The sequence below is a fragment of the Micromonospora sp. NBC_00821 genome (assembly GCF_036347035.1).
In the GTDB taxonomy this organism is placed as follows: domain Bacteria; phylum Actinomycetota; class Actinomycetes; order Mycobacteriales; family Micromonosporaceae; genus Micromonospora; species Micromonospora hortensis.
In genome coordinates this window covers 14,372-32,400 of record NZ_CP108880.1, presented here as the reverse complement: position 1 = coordinate 32,400, position 18,029 = coordinate 14,372, and the positions used below count along the sequence as shown (strand labels likewise).

The 18,029-nt window shown below is 69.2% G+C and carries 14 protein-coding genes; 9 read left to right on the top strand and 5 right to left on the bottom strand.

Annotated features, from left to right (window positions below; translation table 11 throughout):
- Nucleotides 1-303: 303 nt before the first annotated feature.
- Entirely contained in the window at nt 304-1,836 is a 1,533-nt protein-coding gene (locus OHB44_RS00135; protein WP_238687508.1) for a non-reducing end alpha-L-arabinofuranosidase family hydrolase, read from the top strand.
- A gap of 94 nt (nt 1,837-1,930) precedes the next feature.
- Here OHB44_RS00135 and OHB44_RS00130 read toward each other — a convergent pair whose 3' ends face one another.
- Complete coding sequence (locus OHB44_RS00130; protein ID WP_238687507.1) at nt 1,931-2,413, bottom strand: class I SAM-dependent methyltransferase; 483 nt, start codon at nt 2,411-2,413, stop codon at nt 1,931-1,933.
- 227 nt (nt 2,414-2,640) lie between these two features.
- The gene (locus OHB44_RS00125) at nt 2,641-4,128 is read right to left on the bottom strand and encodes an MFS transporter (protein ID WP_330439296.1); all 1,488 of its coding nucleotides are present in this window, start codon (nt 4,126-4,128) and stop codon (nt 2,641-2,643) included.
- A gap of 299 nt (nt 4,129-4,427) precedes the next feature.
- Between OHB44_RS00125 and OHB44_RS00120 the strand changes: the two genes are divergently transcribed.
- Nucleotides 4,428-5,183, top strand: a complete 756-nt coding sequence (locus tag OHB44_RS00120) for an SDR family NAD(P)-dependent oxidoreductase (RefSeq protein ID WP_112736771.1) — start codon at nt 4,428-4,430, stop codon at nt 5,181-5,183.
- Between the two features lie 79 nt (nt 5,184-5,262).
- Here OHB44_RS00120 and OHB44_RS00115 read toward each other — a convergent pair whose 3' ends face one another.
- The gene (locus OHB44_RS00115; protein ID WP_330439294.1) at nt 5,263-8,493 is read right to left on the bottom strand and encodes a S8 family peptidase; all 3,231 of its coding nucleotides are present in this window, start codon (nt 8,491-8,493) and stop codon (nt 5,263-5,265) included.
- A 181-nt stretch (nt 8,494-8,674) separates the two neighbouring features.
- On the opposite strand from OHB44_RS00115, the gene OHB44_RS00110 reads away from it, so the two are divergent.
- The 4 genes from OHB44_RS00110 (at nt 8,675) to OHB44_RS00095 (ending at nt 11,740) form a co-directional block, all read left to right on the top strand.
- Nucleotides 8,675-9,175 (top strand): sigma-70 family RNA polymerase sigma factor, encoded by a 501-nt coding sequence (locus OHB44_RS00110; RefSeq protein WP_238687504.1) that lies wholly within the window; start codon nt 8,675-8,677, stop codon nt 9,173-9,175.
- Nucleotides 9,168-9,860, top strand: a complete 693-nt coding sequence (locus OHB44_RS00105) for a hypothetical protein (protein WP_330439293.1) — start codon at nt 9,168-9,170, stop codon at nt 9,858-9,860. Before OHB44_RS00110 ends, OHB44_RS00105 begins: the two co-directional genes overlap by 8 nt.
- On the top strand, nt 9,857-9,988 hold the full coding sequence (locus tag OHB44_RS00100) for a hypothetical protein (protein WP_330439292.1): 132 nt from the start codon (nt 9,857-9,859) through the stop codon (nt 9,986-9,988). The genes OHB44_RS00105 and OHB44_RS00100 overlap by 4 nt, the downstream gene beginning before the upstream one ends.
- Nucleotides 9,989-10,090: 102 nt before the next feature.
- Nucleotides 10,091-11,740, top strand: coding sequence for a glucuronyl esterase domain-containing protein (locus OHB44_RS00095; RefSeq protein WP_330439291.1), 1,650 nt, complete (start codon nt 10,091-10,093; stop codon nt 11,738-11,740).
- A gap of 96 nt (nt 11,741-11,836) precedes the next feature.
- On the opposite strand, the gene OHB44_RS00090 is transcribed toward OHB44_RS00095, so the two are convergent.
- Entirely contained in the window at nt 11,837-12,499 is a 663-nt protein-coding gene (locus OHB44_RS00090) for a hypothetical protein (RefSeq protein ID WP_330439289.1), read from the bottom strand.
- Between the two features lie 340 nt (nt 12,500-12,839).
- Between OHB44_RS00090 and OHB44_RS00085 the strand changes: the two genes are divergently transcribed.
- From OHB44_RS00085 to OHB44_RS00075, 3 genes are all read left to right on the top strand, one after another.
- On the top strand, nt 12,840-13,898 hold the full coding sequence (locus OHB44_RS00085) for a HupE/UreJ family protein (protein ID WP_330439287.1): 1,059 nt from the start codon (nt 12,840-12,842) through the stop codon (nt 13,896-13,898).
- A gap of 144 nt (nt 13,899-14,042) precedes the next feature.
- Nucleotides 14,043-16,016 carry an FN3 domain-containing metallophosphoesterase family protein gene (locus OHB44_RS00080; protein WP_238687499.1) on the top strand — a complete coding sequence of 658 codons (1,974 nt, stop codon included), beginning with the start codon at nt 14,043-14,045 and terminating at the stop codon, nt 16,014-16,016.
- An 89-nt stretch (nt 16,017-16,105) separates the two neighbouring features.
- Nucleotides 16,106-17,185 carry a WxL protein peptidoglycan domain-containing protein gene (locus tag OHB44_RS00075; protein WP_330439285.1) on the top strand — a complete coding sequence of 360 codons (1,080 nt, stop codon included), beginning with the start codon at nt 16,106-16,108 and terminating at the stop codon, nt 17,183-17,185.
- A 12-nt stretch (nt 17,186-17,197) separates the two neighbouring features.
- On the opposite strand, the gene OHB44_RS00070 is transcribed toward OHB44_RS00075, so the two are convergent.
- Nucleotides 17,198-17,986 (bottom strand): YoaK family protein, encoded by a 789-nt coding sequence (locus OHB44_RS00070; RefSeq protein ID WP_372488426.1) that lies wholly within the window; start codon nt 17,984-17,986, stop codon nt 17,198-17,200.
- Nucleotides 17,987-18,029: the final 43 nt, after the last annotated feature.

Genomic DNA, 18,029 nt, shown 5'->3' with positions numbered 1-18,029 from the left:
CGATGCCTGCGGGAACGCGGTTCAAGACGTCTCACCCCACGATCCGCAGCCCGGCAGTGGTAGATGTTCCCAGCACATTACGTCTTGACGAACGGCATGTTATCGCTCACAGTCGATGCCTAAGGACGACGACACCTTGGCTTTCCGGGCAAGCCCTGCCTCGTCGATCTCGAATCAGGCGTGCGCTACTGCTCGCCGGCGTCTTGTTAACGCTAACTCTCTGACGCCTGCGCGCTCGGCCACGCGTCGCGGTACGCCCACCCTCGGGCAGGCCGTTCGGCTCTTGGTCACTGGAGGAGGATCATGTCTGCCCTAGATAGGTCTCCATCGATCGCAACGCCGTCGCGGCGGCGTTGGTGGTTGCCCCGCATCCTTGCCGTCAGCGCGGCGGCGTTGATGGTCGGTGGTGCTGCCGTGACGGTGGTGTCGTCACCCGCCGCCGCGGCGACGGTCGACACGAACGCGTGGTACGTGTTGGTCAACCGCAACAGCGGCAAGGCCCTGGACGTCTACAACCTGGCCACCACCGACGGTGCGCGGATCACCCAGTGGGCCCGCAACAACGGCAACCAGCAGCAGTGGCAGTTCGTCGACTCCGGTGGTGGCTACTACCGGGTGAAGTCGCGGCTGTCCGGCAAGGTGCTGGACGTCTCGGGTCGCTCGACCGCCAACGGTGGCAGCATCGTGCAGTGGAGCGACAACAACGGCACCAACCAGCAGTTCCGGCTCGCCGACTCGGACAGCGGCTACGTCCGGTTGATCAACCGGAACAGCAACAAGGTGATGGAGGTGCAGGGCGCCTCGACCGCCGACGGCGGCAACATCGTGCAGTACGACGACTGGAACGGCACCAACCAGCAGTGGCAGTTCGTCCGCGTCGACGGAACCACGCCGCCGCCGACGACGACTCCGCCGCCGGGCGGCACGTGCGACCTTCCCTCGACGTACCGGTGGTCCTCCAGCGGAGTGTTGGCGAACCCCAGGTCGGGTTGGGTGTCGCTGAAGGACTTCACCGTCGCCCCCTACAACGGCCAGCAACTGGTCTACGCCACCACGCACGACTTCGGGTCGAGTTGGGGTTCGATGAACTTCGGTCTCTTCTCGAACTACTCGCAGATGGGCTCGGCCAGCCAGAACGCGATGAACTCCGGCACTGTCGCGCCGTCGCTGTTCTACTTCGCGCCGAAGAACATCTGGGTGCTCGCCTACCAGTGGGGTGGGCCGGCGTTCTCCTACCGGACTTCGTCCGACCCGACCAACCCGAACGGCTGGTCGTCGCCGCAGACGCTGTTCACCGGAAGCATCACCGGCTCCGGTACCGGTCCGATCGATCAGGCTCTCATCGCTGACGGTTCGAACATGTACCTGTTCTTCGCTGGCGACAACGGCAAGATCTACCGGGCCAGCATGCCGATCGGGAACTTCCCGGGCAACTTCGGCAGCAGCTACACGACCATCATGAGCGACACCACTAACAACCTGTTCGAGGCCCCGCAGGTCTACAAGCTTCAGGGTCTGAACAAGTACCTCATGATCGTCGAGGCGATCGGTTCGACGGGCCGCTACTTCCGTTCGTTCACGGCGACCAGCCTGAACGGTTCGTGGACCCCGCAGGCCGCGACCCAGAGCAACCCGTTCGCGGGCAAGATCAACAGCGGCGCGACCTGGACCAACGACATCAGCCACGGTGAGCTGCTGCGCACCAACGCCGACCAGACGATGACCGTCGACGCCTGCAACCTGCAACTGCTCTACCAGGGGCGTTCCCCCAGCTCCGACGGCGTCGACTACGGCCTGCTGCCGTACCGGCCGGGTCTGCTGACCCTGCAGCGCTGACCCGATTTGATCAAGATCGACTGAATGGGAACGGGCGGGCTCGGCGTCACGCCGAGCCCGCCCGGCTCATGTCAACGCTGCGATCAGCCCAGGCTCATCGCAGCGGCGTGCCGGTGACACAGGTCAGCACCCGGCCCTGACCACGGGTGGCGCTCGATGTGGTCGTGGCGAAGCCGTGGGCCTCGAGCAGTGCTTCGGTCGCTGTGAGGTTCGCGGTGGCGTGCGCTTCGGTGGGTCGCTCGCCGAAGACGTAGAGCCGTCCTCCCGGTGCCAGCAGGCTGCGCATCCGAGCGATCTGCTGCGCCGCGTCGCCCAACCAGAAGAGGCTGACGTTCACCGCGAAGATCTTGGTGAAGTGGCCGGTCGGTAGGTCGGCCGACTCGAACCCCGCTCGCCGAATCTCGGCTCTGCCGGCGTCGATGTGGCTCAGGTTCCGTTCGGTCGCGAGCCGCACCATCGTCGCGGCGCGGTCGATGGCGACGATCCGACCGGTGCTGAGCTGGTCGGCGACCAGGGAGACGGCAGCCCCCCGACCGCAGCCGATCTCCAGCACCTGGTCGTCGGGCGCGACAGCCATGATCTGCACCGCCCAGCGCTGCCGATGCGCGGGTGTCGCCGGAATCGGCGCGTTCGCCGCGGGCGTCGTGTCAGCGCCGGGCGGACCCGGATCGCGGGTCGAAAGAGTGGACCTCACGACGTCACTCGCCGGTGCCTTCTCTGCCCACACCTCTGATTCCACCCTGTCCGCGGAGTCGGTGCACCGTGTCCTCGGTCACCGCGCCGGGTCGACAGGCGTGACAGCGATCAGTGCGCGGGCACCGGCGTGACGTCCCCGAGGGCGTCCGTCGGGGCCGGGACGTGCTTCGGGGCGCCGGCGTTGACCATTGCCAGGGAGACCAGTGCCGCCGCGACCACAAATCCGACGGCGACCCAGTACGCGACCGAGTAGCCGTGCATCAGCGCCTCGTTCCGCTCGTGGGCTTGTGCCGCCGGGCCACCGTGCGAGACCAGGTAGGTGGCGGCCGAGCTGGTCGCGATGGTGTTGAGCAGCGCCGTGCCGATCGACCCGCCGACCTGCTGCGACGAACTGATCATCGCGGAGGCGACACCGGCGTCCTTGGGTTCGACGCCGTGGGTGGAGATGCTCATCGCGGGCATGAACGCGGTGCCGATGCCGAGCCCGATCACCGTTTCGGCGAACGCGATCTCCAAGAAGGTGCTGTCCGCGTCGAGCAGAGCCAGCAGCACCAGACCGACCGCTGTGACGAGGTACCCGCCGACCATGATTGGCCGGGGTGCGATCCGGTGCGCGAGTCGGGCGCCGATCTGCGTGGCACCGATGGCCTGCGGCACCGCCATCGGCATGAACGCCAACCCGGCCATCACCGGCGACCACCCCTTGACCTGCTGGAAGTAGTAACTGAGCAGGAGGAACATCCCGAACATGCTGACGATCGCAAGGCCCACCGAGAGGTACGCGGCGGCCCGGTTGCGTTCGGTCAGCACGCGCAGTGGCAACAGCGGGGACGTGACCCGCGTCTGCACCACGACGAAGGTCGCGAGCAGCAGCACCCCGGCGGTGAACGATCCGATGGTCACCCCCGCCGACCATCCGCGGCTCTCGGCGACACCGAACCCGTAGACGAGGCCGACGAGTCCGGAGCTGGCCAGCAGTACGCCGGGCAGGTCGAGTCGGGCACGGTGCCGCTCGCCGTCGTCGTGGACGGTGCGACTGGCGCCCAGGATCCCGATGACCGCGATCGGCACGAGGACGAACATCGCGAAGCGCCAGTTCAGGTACTGGGTGAGCAGCCCTCCCACGATCAGGCCGACAGCGCCGCCGGCGATCGAGACCGCGCTGAACACGCCGAACGCCTTCGCGCGTTCCCTCGGCTGGGTGAAGGACAGGGAGAGCAACGAGAGCGCGGCCGGCGCGAGCAGGGCCGCGAACACCCCCTGGAGTGCCCGGGCGAGCAGCAACATCGCGGCGTTGACGGCCAGGCCGCCGATGGCCGACGCGATTGCGAAGCCGGCCAGCGCGATCAGGAAGGTGCGCTTGCGGCCGACCATGTCACCGACCCGGCCGCCGACCAGCAGCAGACCGCCGAAGGCCAGACCGTACGCGGTCACCACCCACTGCCTGCTCCCGTCGGTGAAGTGCAGCGCCTGTTGCGCCGAGGGGAGCGCGATGTTCATGACCGCCCCGTCGAGCACCACCATCAGTTGAGCGATGGAGATGAACAACAGGGCCTTCCACCGCTGGGACTCCGGGGCGGCACGACCTGTGGGCATGATTGTTCCTTAAGAGTGGTTTGTGGGTATTCGAGCGACTCGGCCAACGTTAACCACGTTCTGGAACGACCACCAAAGAATGTGCCTGCGGTTACAGTGGCGTCGTGGGTGATCTTCACGCCCAAATAAACGTATTTTCCGGCTGAGGTTGCCCAATCGAGAGGCAGTCGCCGCTGCGAAGGTGGCCCCTGTGAGTGGCGTTACTTTGTCGAACGTTCCAGAAAGGGTTAGCGTTCCGTCCCACGAAGAGCCCTGCGGGCCCCGTGGCGGCTCACCAGTCGAAGTGGATGTGAGACGAGATGTCTGGACGGTTGGAAGCAAAGGTGCTGGTCGTTACCGGCGGCACGCAGGGCATGGGCCTGGCGTTCGCCCAGCGGGCGGCCACGGAAGGGGCCCGCGTCGTCATCGGCGCCCGGGACAAGGACCGGGGTGAGGAGGTCGCCGCGCAGATCAGGAACGCGGGCGGCAGCGCCCTCTTCGTGCCCACCGACGTGACGGTCGAGGAGGACATGGCGCGGCTCGTCGACGCAGCGGTGACGGAGTACGGGCGGCTGGACGGCGCGTTCAACAACGCCGGCGGTGGCCCGATGGCCAGCGTGCGCGAGACCGACAGCGACAACTGGCACCGGTCGCTCGCCCTCAACCTGACGAGCGTCTTCTACGGCCTGAAGTACGAACTCCCGGCGATCATCGCCTCCGGCGGTGGCGCGATCGTCAACAACGCCTCGGTCTCCGGCGTGAAGGGCGACGGGACCCAGGCCGCCTACAACGCGGCGAAGCACGGTGTCATCGGTCTGACGCGCTCGGCGGCCCTGGACGTGGCGCGCTCCGGTGTGCGGGTCAATGCCCTGGTCACCGGCCTGATCGACACCCCGCTCTGGCAGGGCGTGGTCAGCCAGGCCCCGGAGATCGCGGAGCGCTACCTGTCGGCGCAGCCGACCGGACGAGCCGGCACCTCCGACGAGGTCGCCGCCCTCACCGCCTTCCTGCTCAGCGACGAGGCCACCTTCATCAGCGGCGCGTCCATCGCCATCGACGGCGCCCTCACCGCCTGAGCACTGAGGCACTGAGGCACTGAGGTCCGGTCCGGGGTGGCGGCTCCAGCGCAGCCGCCACCCCGGACCGGGCAACGCGTCAGGCGATCCGGTAGGCCCGCTGGATCGTCTGCGTGACAGTGTTGCCGGCGGTGTCGGTGGCGGTCAGTCGCAGCGAGACGAATCCGGCCCGTCGCGGATGACCGATCAGCGCGACGTTCCGGATCACCGGCAGGTCGACCCACGTCCGGCCGTCGTCGAACGACGCGGACACGGCGAGCGTCCGGTTGGGCGCGGCGGTCGAGCCGGCCTGCCGGTCCAGCGCCACCGGGATCGTCATGATCCGGCCGGTCCGTGCCGTGTTGGTGTCGTCGAGCACTGGCGTCGGGCGAACCGTCGTCAGCGGCAACCGCTCCGGCGACGTGGTGTGCGCCGAGGTGAAGGTCCAGGCCACCGAGACCGACGTCGACAGGGTGTCGGGCGCGCCTCGGGTGGCGGTCGCCTCCAGCCGGTAGGTGGCCTTCCCGGCGGGCACCGCGAACTCGGCCCACGGGCTGTCCGAGGTGCCGATCTCCTTACCGTCGCGCAGCAGTCGGAACCGCACCGGCTGGTCGTCGCGGCTCGCGGGGCGACCTGTCGCGTCGCCGAACAGGGGCACCGACGCGATCGAGATGGTGTCGCCGTCGCGGCCCGCGTACCCCAGTGGTGACAGGGTCGGCGCCTGGGTCACGGAGGGCCCGAAGGGCGCCGCGTTCCAGGTCTGGTTGTACGTACGCCCCGACCTGAATGTCGAATCCTGCGCGGTGAGGTTGTCCCCCTCGACGAACGTGGACGTCCAGACGATGCCACCGTCGGTGTTGTAGTACTCGGTGCCCTTGAACGGCAGGTCGACAGGCGTGTTCGACCCGATCGGACCCGCGCCTCCGGGCGCCGACGCGCGGTGGAACCGGGTGGCCGTCGTCGTCGTGGACTGGCTGCGGTAGGTCGTCTTGACAGTGGCGAGGTTCTTCGGTGACAGCTTCCTGGTCAGGCCGGTGAACATGTCGCCAGTGCCGACGTACGCCAGGTCGTAGGTGTAGGGACTGTTCCGGAAGGTGCCGTCCCTGCCCGGCCGGGCGAGCCCGACGCCCAGCGTCGCGGTGAACTCGGGCGCCGCGACGGCGGGCCCGAGCCGGCCGAAGAAGACGTCCGTGAAGGACGCTCCGCTGAGTTGGACGCCCGGGTAGCGCAGGCCGTCGTCCCAGTTGGCGCTCACGTTGATCGAGATCGGCGCGGCGTCGCGCTGCGGCACCGTCAACGCGACCGGCTTGGCGGTGCGGGCGTCGACCGCCTCGGTGACCGGGCCGCGTACGTCCAGGACCGGCTGCGCGAGCAGTGTCGACACGGCACCCTCGTGGATGGTGCTGTACAACGCGTACCGCCCCGTGGGCAGCCGCAGGACGCCGCCGCCCGGTGTCACGGCGAGGGTGCTGAACTCGCCGGTGGTCAGGTTCGCCGCCACTGTCGTGTACTCGGTGGCCGGCTTGCCGTCACGTCCGGTGTGGTTGAGCCGTACGTCGTAGCTCTCGATCTCACGGTTCAACACGAAGGGCGTCCGTACCCGCAGGTCGCCGGCGGCGGTCGCGGTCAGCGCGCCCTGGTAGACGCCGTCCGGGGCGTCTACCCGGGTGTCCACGGTGATCGTCGCCTTGGCGCTGCCGCCGGCCGGCACCACCAGCGTGGCCGGGCTGACGGTGAGCATGCCGGCCGGGGCCGGAGCGATGGCGAGCGTCAGTGTGACCGGCGCGGTGCCCGTGTTGCGGTAGCCGACGACCTGGGTGATCGGGCTGTCGTCGGCGTGCGGCCAGCGCTGCACCGGAAAGTCGATGGCGGCGATGTCGGTGGCTACCGGCTGGGCGACCGCGCGGGCGATGTCCACCCGGCCGGCGCCTTGCTCGTAGATGGTGTCCTCGCCGGTCGGCTTGGCGGAGTCCATCAGGGCGGCCTTGAGCTGCGGGCCGGACCAGTCCGGGTGTTGCCCGGCGAGAATCGCGGCGGTGCCGGCCACGTGCGGGGTCGCCATCGACGTACCCGACATGGTGGCGTAGTCGCCGCCCGGAGCGGCGGCCACGATGTCGACGCCCGGCGCGCTGATCTCGGGCTTGATGTGGTTGTCGCCGACGCGCGGGCCCCGGCTGGAGAAGTAGGCCCGCTGGTCGTCGGCGTCCACTGCGGCGACGGCGAGAGCGTCGTCGGCGGAGGCCGGCGAGGAGACCGACTTCGGCTTCCCCTCGTTGCCGGCCGCGACCACGAAGAGGGTGCCGTACCGGTGGCTCAGCTCCTGGACCGCGGTTTCCAGCGGGTCGAGCCCGGGTGCGTCGTCGCCGCCCACGCTCAGGTTGACCACCCGGGTCTGCGGCGCGAGCCACTGCATGCCGGTGATGATGTCCGAGTCCTGGCATTCGGTGGTGGCGCAGACCTTGCCGACGAGCAGTTTCGCCCCGGGCGCGACCCCGCGATACCTGCCGCCGGAGGCGGCGCCGCTGCCGACGATCGTCGAGGCCACGTGGGTGCCGTGGCCGACCGCGTCGCCGGGGTCGTTGCCGCCGGTGAAGTCCCGGACCTCGGTGAGGTGGCCGGCGAAGTCGGGGTGGCTGGCGTCGATCCCGGTGTCCAGCACGCCGACGGTGACGCCGGTGCCGTCGAAACCGGCCTGCCACGCCGCCGGGGCACCGATCTGCGGCACGCTGCGATCGAGGGAGACCGTGCGCTTGCCGTCCAGCCAGATGTGGGTGACCCCAGTGGTGAGGGTGCGCGCGGACGGCGTACCTCGGGTGAGTGACGTCCAGAGGGTCACCCGGTCGTCCCGGTCCGCCCGGACCGCGAGCGCGTGCGCGGCCGGGAGGTCGGCCCGCACCCGCCCGGCACCCCCGGTGGTCGCGGTCCGTGCCCGCTCCGCCCTGTTCTCGGGGTACGCGACCAGCAGCGGCAACTCGGCCGCCCGGTCGTCGTAGCCGAACTCGCCGAGCGTGCTGAGGTCGAACAGGCGTCGGTCCAGCCGCCCGTCCCGCACCAGCGGCATCGCGTCCACCGGGATGACGTACTGGTGACCGTCCTCCCGGCTGCTCACGAACCGCATGCCGGCCCGACCCGGCCCGCGCTGGATCTGCGGGCGCCCGGCCGCGTCCAGCGAAACCCGGTCCCCGGTGATCAGGGTGAAGGTTCCGTGGGTGCCGGGGGCCGGGGCCGCCGGCGTTTCCCGCGCGTTCGCCGGTTGGGCGGTCAGGCCCGCCGCAACCAGCGCGCTCGCGAGTACGCCGGCTGTCAGGGCGCGTCGTTGCCGTCGTCGCACATCGTCCTCTCCGCCACGGGCGTCTCCCGGGTCGGCACGATGACGCCTGACCAGGTCGTTAGGTTGATCACCCTGGTGTGACAGAGACCACAATCGCGCCCCGCGCCGACGTCACCGGTCCACCCTTGCGAGTTCCATGCGGCGGTGACCAGGGGACGAGGCATGGGAGGGCACCGGTCGGATGCGTGACGCCGAAGAGTTCGACGCCCTCTACGCGGCCTGCGCGGGTCGGGTCGTGGGTCACGTGTACGCGCTCACCGGCAACCGCGCCGAGGCGGAGGATGCCGTCGCCGAGGCGTTCATGCGGGCCTGGCAGCGATGGGCGACGGTACGGGAGACGGACAGTCCGGAGGCGTGGGTCCGCCGGGTGGCCTCGCGGATCGCGGTGAGCAGCTGGCGCAAGGCGTTCAACCGGGTACGCGCGCACCGCCGGGCCGCTGTCGACCAGGGGGTGCCCGGACTGAACGAGGACCACGTCGCACTGTTGCAGGCGTTGCAGCGGCTGAGTGCCAACGAGCGCCGGGCGGTTGTGCTGCACCATCTCAACGACCTCAGCGTCGCGGAGGTGGCAGCCGAGATGGAGGCCCCCGTCGGAACGGTGAAGACGTACCTCGCCCGCGGTCGGAGAGCGATGGCCGGGTTGCTGACCGATGCGCACCAGGAGGAGACCTCCCATGGCTGATCCGCGCGACGATCTCACAGCGATCTCGGACGAGGTCCGGCGAGTCACCACGCTGCCGGGAGCGCAGACGTTGCGGCACCGCAGCGACCGGCGTCGGCGGCGTCGGGCGGCCGTCGGCGCGGCGGGGCTTGCCGTGGTGGCCCTCGCCGCTGGCACCGTCCTGGTGCAGGTACGAAACGACGTCGAGACGCCGGATGTCGGTCCGGCCAGCCAGGCCGCACCGCCAGTGGTCGTCGCGTCCGCGACCGCTTCGCCGGGGCCGCAGGAGATCCTCGGTGGCCGGCGGCAGGTCCAGATCGTGCTGCCCGGCATGCGCGGGGCCACGTTGGCGATCGACAGCGGCGGCGATCAGGTGCGGGCCACCACCGAACAGGGCATCGACGATCGGGCGCTGTGGGTGCTGCGCCCCGAGGGCGACAGGTACCGGATCCTCCTGGCGTCCGGTGCCGACGCGATCTGCATGACCGTCGTGCACGACGCCGCGCCGGGCAGCGTCCGCGGTCGGGCGTGTGATGCCGCCGCCTCGACGCAGCTCTTCCGGATCGATCAGGTTCCGGACGGCAGCTACTCGATCTTCCAGGGCAAGCGTTACGTCCAGGTGGTCGACGGCACCAACGCCCTGGTCCCCGACCTGCCCGAGGGCCTGACCACCACGTACGAGTTCCTGGACGGCGGGCCGAGGTGAGCGGCCTCGACAGCGGGGCCACGATCGAGGCGTCGGTGCGCGGCGCGGGCGTGATGCCGCCGTCGAGCCGGACGCTGGCGTCGAAAGGTTTCGACACCACGAGGCCGAAACTTTCGGAAAAACATTGACACTTCGCGATGTATTCGCTCAGGCTTGACCTGGCTGGCAATCGTGATCATCGATCTCGCTTCGTCCCTTCCTGCAACCACCACCTCGGAAGGAGACCTCTAGTGGCCATCCCCTTGGGCCGTTCCAGGACCCGGTCCACTGTCGTCGTGCTGGCGCTGGCAGCGCTCACTGTCGCCGGATCGGTATCGGTAGTGACACGAACGACGAACGCTCAAGCCGCCGTAGGCACGCTGGCCGCGGCAGTGGAGGACGAGGGCGTCGACTGCGCCGTGTCCGGTCTGCCTGACCTGGGCTCCCTGCCCACCAACGCAAAGCTCCCCGACCCCTTCAAGAAGCTGAACGGGACGACCATCACCGCCAGGTCAGACTGGCGCTGCCGGCGGGCTGAGATCAAGGAGCTTGCCGAGAAGTTCGTCTTCGGCGAAAAGCCGGCCAAGCCCGCGACGGTCACGGGGACGGTGTCCACCAGCACCATCACCGTCAACGTGGCACACAACGGCAGAAGCTCGACCTTCTCGGCGAGGGTCGAGCTGCCCAGCGGCACCGGTCCCTTCCCCGCCGTCGTGGTGGTCGGGGGGTTCGGCGCGGACACGGCCACCATCAAGGCCGCCGGTGCTGCCGTGATCAGTTACGACCCCTTGGCAGTCGGGCGAGAGGGCACTCCCCGGACCAACAAGCAGGGCGCGTTCTACAGCATCTACGGCTCGTCGAGCAGCACCGGACTGCTCGCCGCCTGGGGGTGGGGCGTCAGCCGGATCATCGACGTCATCGAGCAGACCGACGGCAGGATCCTCAAGGCGGACGCGATGGGCGTCACCGGTTGCTCCCGTTACGGCAAAGGCGCCTTCGCGATCGGTGTGTTCGACCAGCGCATCGCCCTGACCATGCCGATCGAATCGGGCAGCGCGGGCGTCCCCATCTTCCGAGGTATCCCGGGTGAGGGCGCGCAGAGCCTGAGCAGCGCGTACGGGGAGCAACCCTGGCTGGGCGACGCGTTCGGCTCCTTCACCGGCAGCCCGAACCGGCTCCCGGTGGACACCCACGAGATGGTCGCCATGGTGGCACCGCGCGGACTGTTCATCATGGACAACCCGCACATCGCAAACCTCGGCCCCCGGTCGGCGAGCGTCGCGGCCCTGGGTGGCGCGGAGGTCTACAAGGCGCTCGGCGTCGGTGACAACATCACCTACTGGTCCGACGTGCAGGACGGCAGCCACTGCGCCAACCGCCCCGAGTGGCGTACCCCGTTGCAGAACAACATCCGCAAGTTCCTGCTGAGGACGGGCAACGAGCCGGGCGTGATCCGGATTTCCAGTAGGGCGCTCGGCCGGTTGGCCGACTGGCGGGACTGGCCGACGCCGATCCTGACTGACGGCCCGACCACGCCACCCCCGACCACGCCGCCGCCGACCACGCCACCCCCGACCACGCCACCCCCGACCACGCCGCCGCCGGCCGGTGGTGGCTGTGCGGCGACGGTGTCGGTCAACCAGTGGACCGGTGGTTTCGTCGCCACGGTGCGGGTGAGCGCCGGCACATCGCCGGTAAACGGTTGGACGGTCACCATGACTCTGCCGTCGGGTGCCAGCATCACCAGCATCTGGAGCGCCAACCGGAGCGGTAACACCGGGACCGTTCAGTTCACCAATGTCGCCTACAACGGCGCCATCGCGTCCGGGCAGTCGACCGAGTTCGGTTACCAGGGCGGCGGCACCGGTGCGGGGATGACTCCGACCTGTTCGACCGGATGACCCACAGGCCCGGTGCGGAGGTGCACAGCCTCCGCGCCGGGTCGCGCGGCTGCCCGCCGGAGCCGGGCGGCGCGGCTGCGCGCCGGAACCCGAGCGTCAGAGCCAGACCACGAGCCCGGTCAGGTCGTTGAGGACGGCGGCCACGCCCGCCCGGATGGCCGCCGCGCACCGGTCCGCGGTGAACGAGTTCGGGTCGTACGTCGAGGACATCCCGAGCCCCTCGCCACGGAACGACGCGCCGTCCCAGTCGACAGCTGTGACGTTGTGGGTGGGCTCGGCGAGTTCCGCGCCGACCACGAGGAACTTCTCGTCCAGGTGGTTCGGGGTGACCAGCGCGAGCCCGTCGATGAGGTCGTTGCCCGCGCTGACGATGAGGTCCGGGCCCATCTCCATCGCCTTGGCGATGCTGGGAACGCTGTCGTGCGCACTGCCGACGACGATGGTCCTCAGGTCGACGTGCTCGTCATCGGCCCAGTCCTTCACCGCCGTCACGAGGGCCTTGGTCGGGTTGTCCGTACCGCTGGTCAACAGGACGACCCGGTAGTCCTTCGGCGGGTGGACGTCGGCCCACGAGCCGGGCTGGGGGGTGATGGTCGCCTCCGGCGCGGGCTTCGTGGAGGGGTCGACGAACCCCGGGCCGAGAGTGCCGATGGCGCTGGGCGCCGGACGTGGCTCGGACCAGTCGGCGCTGGAGTTGCAGGCGGTGACCAGCGCGGCGGTCGCGGCCAGCATGGCAACGGCCCGAAGCGGGGGGCGCAAGGTGATCGTCCTCCGGGTGGTGGCGGAAAGTGCGCGTACTTCTTCGTATTCCTATCTCAATTCTGGTCACCGGTAATTGGTGGACGGCCGTTCGGGGAAGTTGTTCTCCGGCGGTTCGTCGGTGCGCGGGTTGGTGTTCACCCACGGCATGCAACGTGCACTGGCCAACCGAGGGAGTCGAATGTTAGGCCGCATCCGCCGTACCGTTATCGTCGCCGCTGTCGGGTTCGCCGCAGCGGTGGTTCCGTTTCTGGGCTCCGAATCGGCGTCCGCGCACGGCTTCTCGTCGACTGTGTACGCGAAAATTGCGGCGGGAGATGAGGGTCACATTCGGACCGGGGTGGAGCTCGAATACGACCTGCTCGTCGTTTCCGCCGCGGATGCCGGCGACGACGACCCGTTCTTCCAGGCGGGAACCGCCGCGTTCGAGGCGGGCGACACCGCCGCCCAGGCCGCCGCCCTGAAGGGGCACGCGTCGGCGGTTCTCGGGTACGTCTCCGACCGATTCTCGGTGAGTTCTCGGGGTGCGGCCTGCCGGCCGACCCAGGTGGGTGACGCGACGATCGGCGAGCGCGAGGGCGTGCCGTACGCGGACCTGCTGCTCGACTGGACCTGCCCGGAGCCTGTCGACGAGCACGTGGTGCGCAGCGGCCTCTTCCCTGATGGCGAGGGCTACGTCAAGGGCACGAAGACGATAGTCACCTACGAGATCGACGGCCGTTCGGGCAGTGCGGCGCTCGACGCCGCCAACCCGTCCTTCTCGACAGCGCAGGCCTGGTACCAGCGGTTCGGCGAGTTCTTCCTCCTGGGCGCCGAGCATCTGCTGACCGGGATCGACCACATCCTGTTCCTGCTGGCGCTCATCGCCGGGTCACGGCGGCTCCGGGAGATCGTGCTCGCGGCCACCAGTTTCACACTGGCGCACTCGGTGACGTTCATGCTCGCCGCACTCGGCCTGGTCGAGGTGCCGGGGGTGATCGTGGAGCCGATCATCGCGTTGTCGATCGCCGTCGTCGCCGGTTGGCACCTGTGGGGGATCTGGCGGCGTGGTGGGCACGCGGCCGATCTGGACACGGCCGGGCACGGCCACTTCAGCCTGGATCGGGCCGGCTGGATCCGCCTCGGCGTGGTGTTCTGCTTCGGCCTCGTGCACGGCCTCGGCTTCGCGGGCGCTCTGGGTATCGACGAGGCATGGTCGTGGACCCTGCTGTGGTCGCTGCTGGTGTTCAACATCGGCATCGAGGTCGTTCAGTTGACGATTATCGCTGTCGTCTTCCCGCTGCTGTTCGTGCTGCGCCGTCGTGCGCCGAAAGCCGGCCTCTGGGCGACCGGGGCTGTTTCCGCAGCCGTGTCCATTATGGGGTTGATCTGGTTTGTGCAGCGCGTTTCTGGATCATGAGTAGGGCTAAGTAGTTCGTGAAGTGCAGTCTTTCGCAAGATCACGTTCATGATCGGTTCATCGGGCGGCGAAAGCGTGGAATTGCTTCCCCAGCGTCGGGTGAAGGCACAATCCATTTCTCTATTTGAAAAGGGAACAATGTCGATGACATTGAGCACCTCGACACGGGCCTCCGCGCTCGTGCGGCGGCGCCTGGTCGCCGGGGTCGCTGCCGGGTTCCTCGGTCTGGGCGCGGCCCTCGGCAGTGGCCTGATGGCCACCGCGAGCGCGGCCGAGTCCACCACGATCACCGGTGTGGTCCTCGGCGTCGGTGCCAACGAGACCCAGCGCATCGTGAGCTGGTACTCCTCCGCCGACACCGCGCAGAAGATCCAGCTCGCCCCGACCGCCGAGATCGTCAACGGCGAGTTCCCGGCCGGCGCGGTCAGCTTCGACGCCGTCGGTGCGGCGAACACCTCCACCACCGGCTTCAACCGGCACGCCACGATCAGCAACCTGCGTGAGAAGACCGCGTACTCGTACCGGGTCGGCGCCGAGGGCAGCTGGTCCCCGGCGTACGCCTTCAAGACGCAGGACTTCGAGGGCGACTACGACTTCCTGTTCTTCGGCGACCCGCAGATCGGCTCCTCCGGTGACCGGCTGAAGGACCAGGCCGGCTGGGAGGACACCCTGAAGGTCGCCACCGCGGCCAACCCGAACGCCGAGCTGCTCGTCTCCGCCGGCGACCACGTCGAGAGCGCCAACGACGAGGGTCAGTGGACCTCGTTCCTGGCCCCCGACCAGCTGCGTCAGATCCCCCTCGTCGCCACCATCGGCAACCACGACGTCGGCGGCAAGTCCTACGAGCAGCACCACTTCACCCCGAACACCGACCGCTCGGCCCAGTACTACAACGGCGACCAGGCGACCCGGTCCGGCGGCGACTACTGGTTCATCCACAAGGATGTGCTGTTCATCGACCTGAACAGCAACAGCTACGTCAACCCGGCGGACGGCTCCGCCGGCGGCGACGCGGCGCACGTCGCGTACGTCACCGACGTCATCAACAAGCACGGCTCCGAGGCCAAGTGGAAGGTGCTGGTCTACCACCACTCCATCTACTCGCCGGCCAGCCACGCGACCGACGCCGACAACAAGCAGCGGCGGGAGGACTTCACCACCGCGTTCTCCAACCTCGGTGTCGACATGGTCCTGCAGGGCCACGACCACAGCTACACCCGCAGCTACTCCATCAAGAACGGCCAGAAGGAGAACCCGGCTGAGAAGCCGGGCGCTGCCGACGTGTTCCCCGGCCCGGGTGGCGTCATCTACGTGACTGCCAACTCGGCCTCCGGCTCGAAGTACTACGACATCAAGAAGCCGGACAACACCGGCACCGGCATCCGTGGCAACGGCCCGGACCCGCTGGACGCGAACAAGTACTGGTACAACTCCGTGCAGAACCAGGAGCACGTGCGCAGCTACGTCAAGGTGCAGGTTCGCGGCGACAAGCTGGTTCTCGCGAACGTTCGCAGCGGCACCTGCGCGGCGCCGAACGCGGCCGTCGAGAAGGGCCTCTCCTGCGTCAACACCCCGGACGGTCAGCCGGTCGGCTCGATCGTCGACAACGTGACGGTGCACCCGTTCCACGGTGACGGCCAGGCCATCCAGGTCAACGTGCCGAACCCGGCTCCGGGCGAGTTCGGCTGGACGATCGACGGCTACAACGGTCTGGTCGACCTGGGTACCGCGCAGGAGCGCAACGGCACCTCCTTCCAGGCCAACGGCAAGATCAACCCGATCCTCGTGTCGGACAGCCGCCGGTCGCTCGCCCCGTGGTCGATCTCGGCCAACGTCGGCGACTTCTCCGACGCCGACAAGAAGTTCTCCGGCTCCTACCTCGGTTGGAACCCGTACGTGCTCGACGCCGGCGCGGGCGCCGAGGCCGGTGCCCCGGTCCTGTCGTCCCTCGACGACCAGGGCAAGGGCCTGTCGGTCTCCAGCGCGCTCGCCGCCGCCGCGCAGGGTCACCCGCGTGGTGGCGCCAAGCTCGGCGCTGACCTGGACCTGAAGATCCCGGACAGCATCGCGAAGGGCAGCTACCGCACCACCCTCACGATCACTGCACTGAGCAGCTGACCGGACTGTTCCATTCGGCGGGGTAGGCACCTTCGGGGCCTACCCCGCCACCGGTTCACCCACTACCAAGATCACCACAAGGACTTGAGATGCAACCGTCCGTCACTCGCTGGAAGACCACGACCGCCGCACGCCTCCGTACGACAGCACTGTCCCTGCTCGCCGTCGTCGCGGCCGTCGGTGTCGGCGCCGGTCCCGCCTTGGCGGCGGACGGTAACGTCGCCTGGACGGTCCGGACGGCCTCCAACGGCTACGGCGAGGCCCGGTCCAGCTACAGCTACAACGTCAACCCGGGAGGCGCCGTCGAGGACGCCATGGTCGTGGCCAACCGCGGCCCGGTGCCGCTGGCCCTCTCCGTGTACGCGGCCGACGGCTTCACCACCGACGCCGGCCAGCTCGACCTGCTCACCAAGGACAAGAAGTCGATCGCGATCGGCGCCTGGGTGAAGCCGAACGCCGGCAGCGTCGTGATCCAGCCCGGAAAGACCGCCCAGGTCCCCTTCACTGTCAGCGTTCCGGAGAACGCCACGCCCGGGGACTACGTCGGCGGCATCCTCACCACGCTGACCCAGGCCGACCAGGCTGAGGGGATCAACGTCGACCGGCGTCTCGGCATCCGGATCACGTTGCGGGTGGGCGGCGAGCTGAAGCCCAACCTCGCGATCGAGAACCTGCACGTCACCTACGCCGGGCCGACCAACCCGTTCAGCAAGGGTGACGCCACCATCACCTACAAGGTCCACAACGTCGGCAACGCGGTCCTGTCCGGTAAGCAGGCGGTGACCGTCTCGGGTCCGTTCGGCCTGCTGCGGGTGCGGGCCGAGGATGTCGCCGCGCCGCCGGAGCTGCTTCCGGGTGAGAGCTGGGACGTGACGGTGCCCGTACACGGGGTGGCTCCCGCCATCTCGCTGGCCGCGACCGCGACAGTGACACCCCTGCTCACCGACGCCTCGGGCTCCACCACCTCGCTCAAGCCCGTCCAGGTCACCGCGCACGGCTGGGCCCTGCCCTGGATGCTGGTGCTGGTGCTCGTCGTGCTGATCGCCGTGCTCGTCGGGGCGTACCTGTACCGACGCCGCAACCGGGCGCAGAGCAAGGCGCGCGAGGACGCCCGCGTACGCGACGCCGTCGAGCAGGCGCTTCGTGGCCCGGAGCCGCAGACCTCCTGATCGCGGCTCCGGTCACCTCGGCCGGCTTCGGCCGGCGGCGGTTCTCGCCCGCTGGGTCAGGCCGATCGCGAACGCGATCACGGCGATCACCAGCACCGCCGCCGGCACGGATGCCCAGGTCGGGGCCGTACGCAGCACCACAGTGCCGAGCGTGGCGCCGACCACCAGCCCCGCCAGCCGGCCGACACCACCCACGTCGGCGAACCGGTGCGGGTCGACGACGCGCCGCCGGACCAACTCGGTCAGCGAGCCGGTCAGGTAGGTGGTCGACGCACCCCGTACGCCGGCGGCCACTGTGATCACGCTCTGGATGCCGCTCGACACGGCCGCCATCGCCAGCAGCACGAGCCCGAAGCCGTACCCGGGACGTGCCGAGCAGCCGAACCAGCCAACAGTGAAGCCGAGCAGCAGCACCGCCTCGGCCGACGTCACCACAGCGGTACGGCGGTTCCAACCCGGCGGGGTGTGGCGCAACGGCACAGTGGCAGCGGCCACGCCCACCGCGTACCCGCCAACCGCCACCACCGCCCCCGCGAGGGAGCGGGTGTCGGCAGTGGCGATCGCGTGGCCGAAGTGCACCAGGTTGCCGGTGACCACGCTGGCGAAGTAGCCGTTGAGCTTGGTCAGACAGATCACGTCGAGGAAGCCGGAGGCCGTGGCGAGCGCCACCAGGAGCCCGGCCGTGGCCCGCGTCGACGGAGCGTGCACGATGCCCCTTCCGTCGGTCCCGCGGCCAGCGCGACGCGCCCGTCCTTCACGTCGAACCCACCCGCGCTCGCGCCCGGCGCGGTACGCGGACATTCCCGTGCCTGCCCCGGCTACGCGCGGCGGGGCCCACCAAACG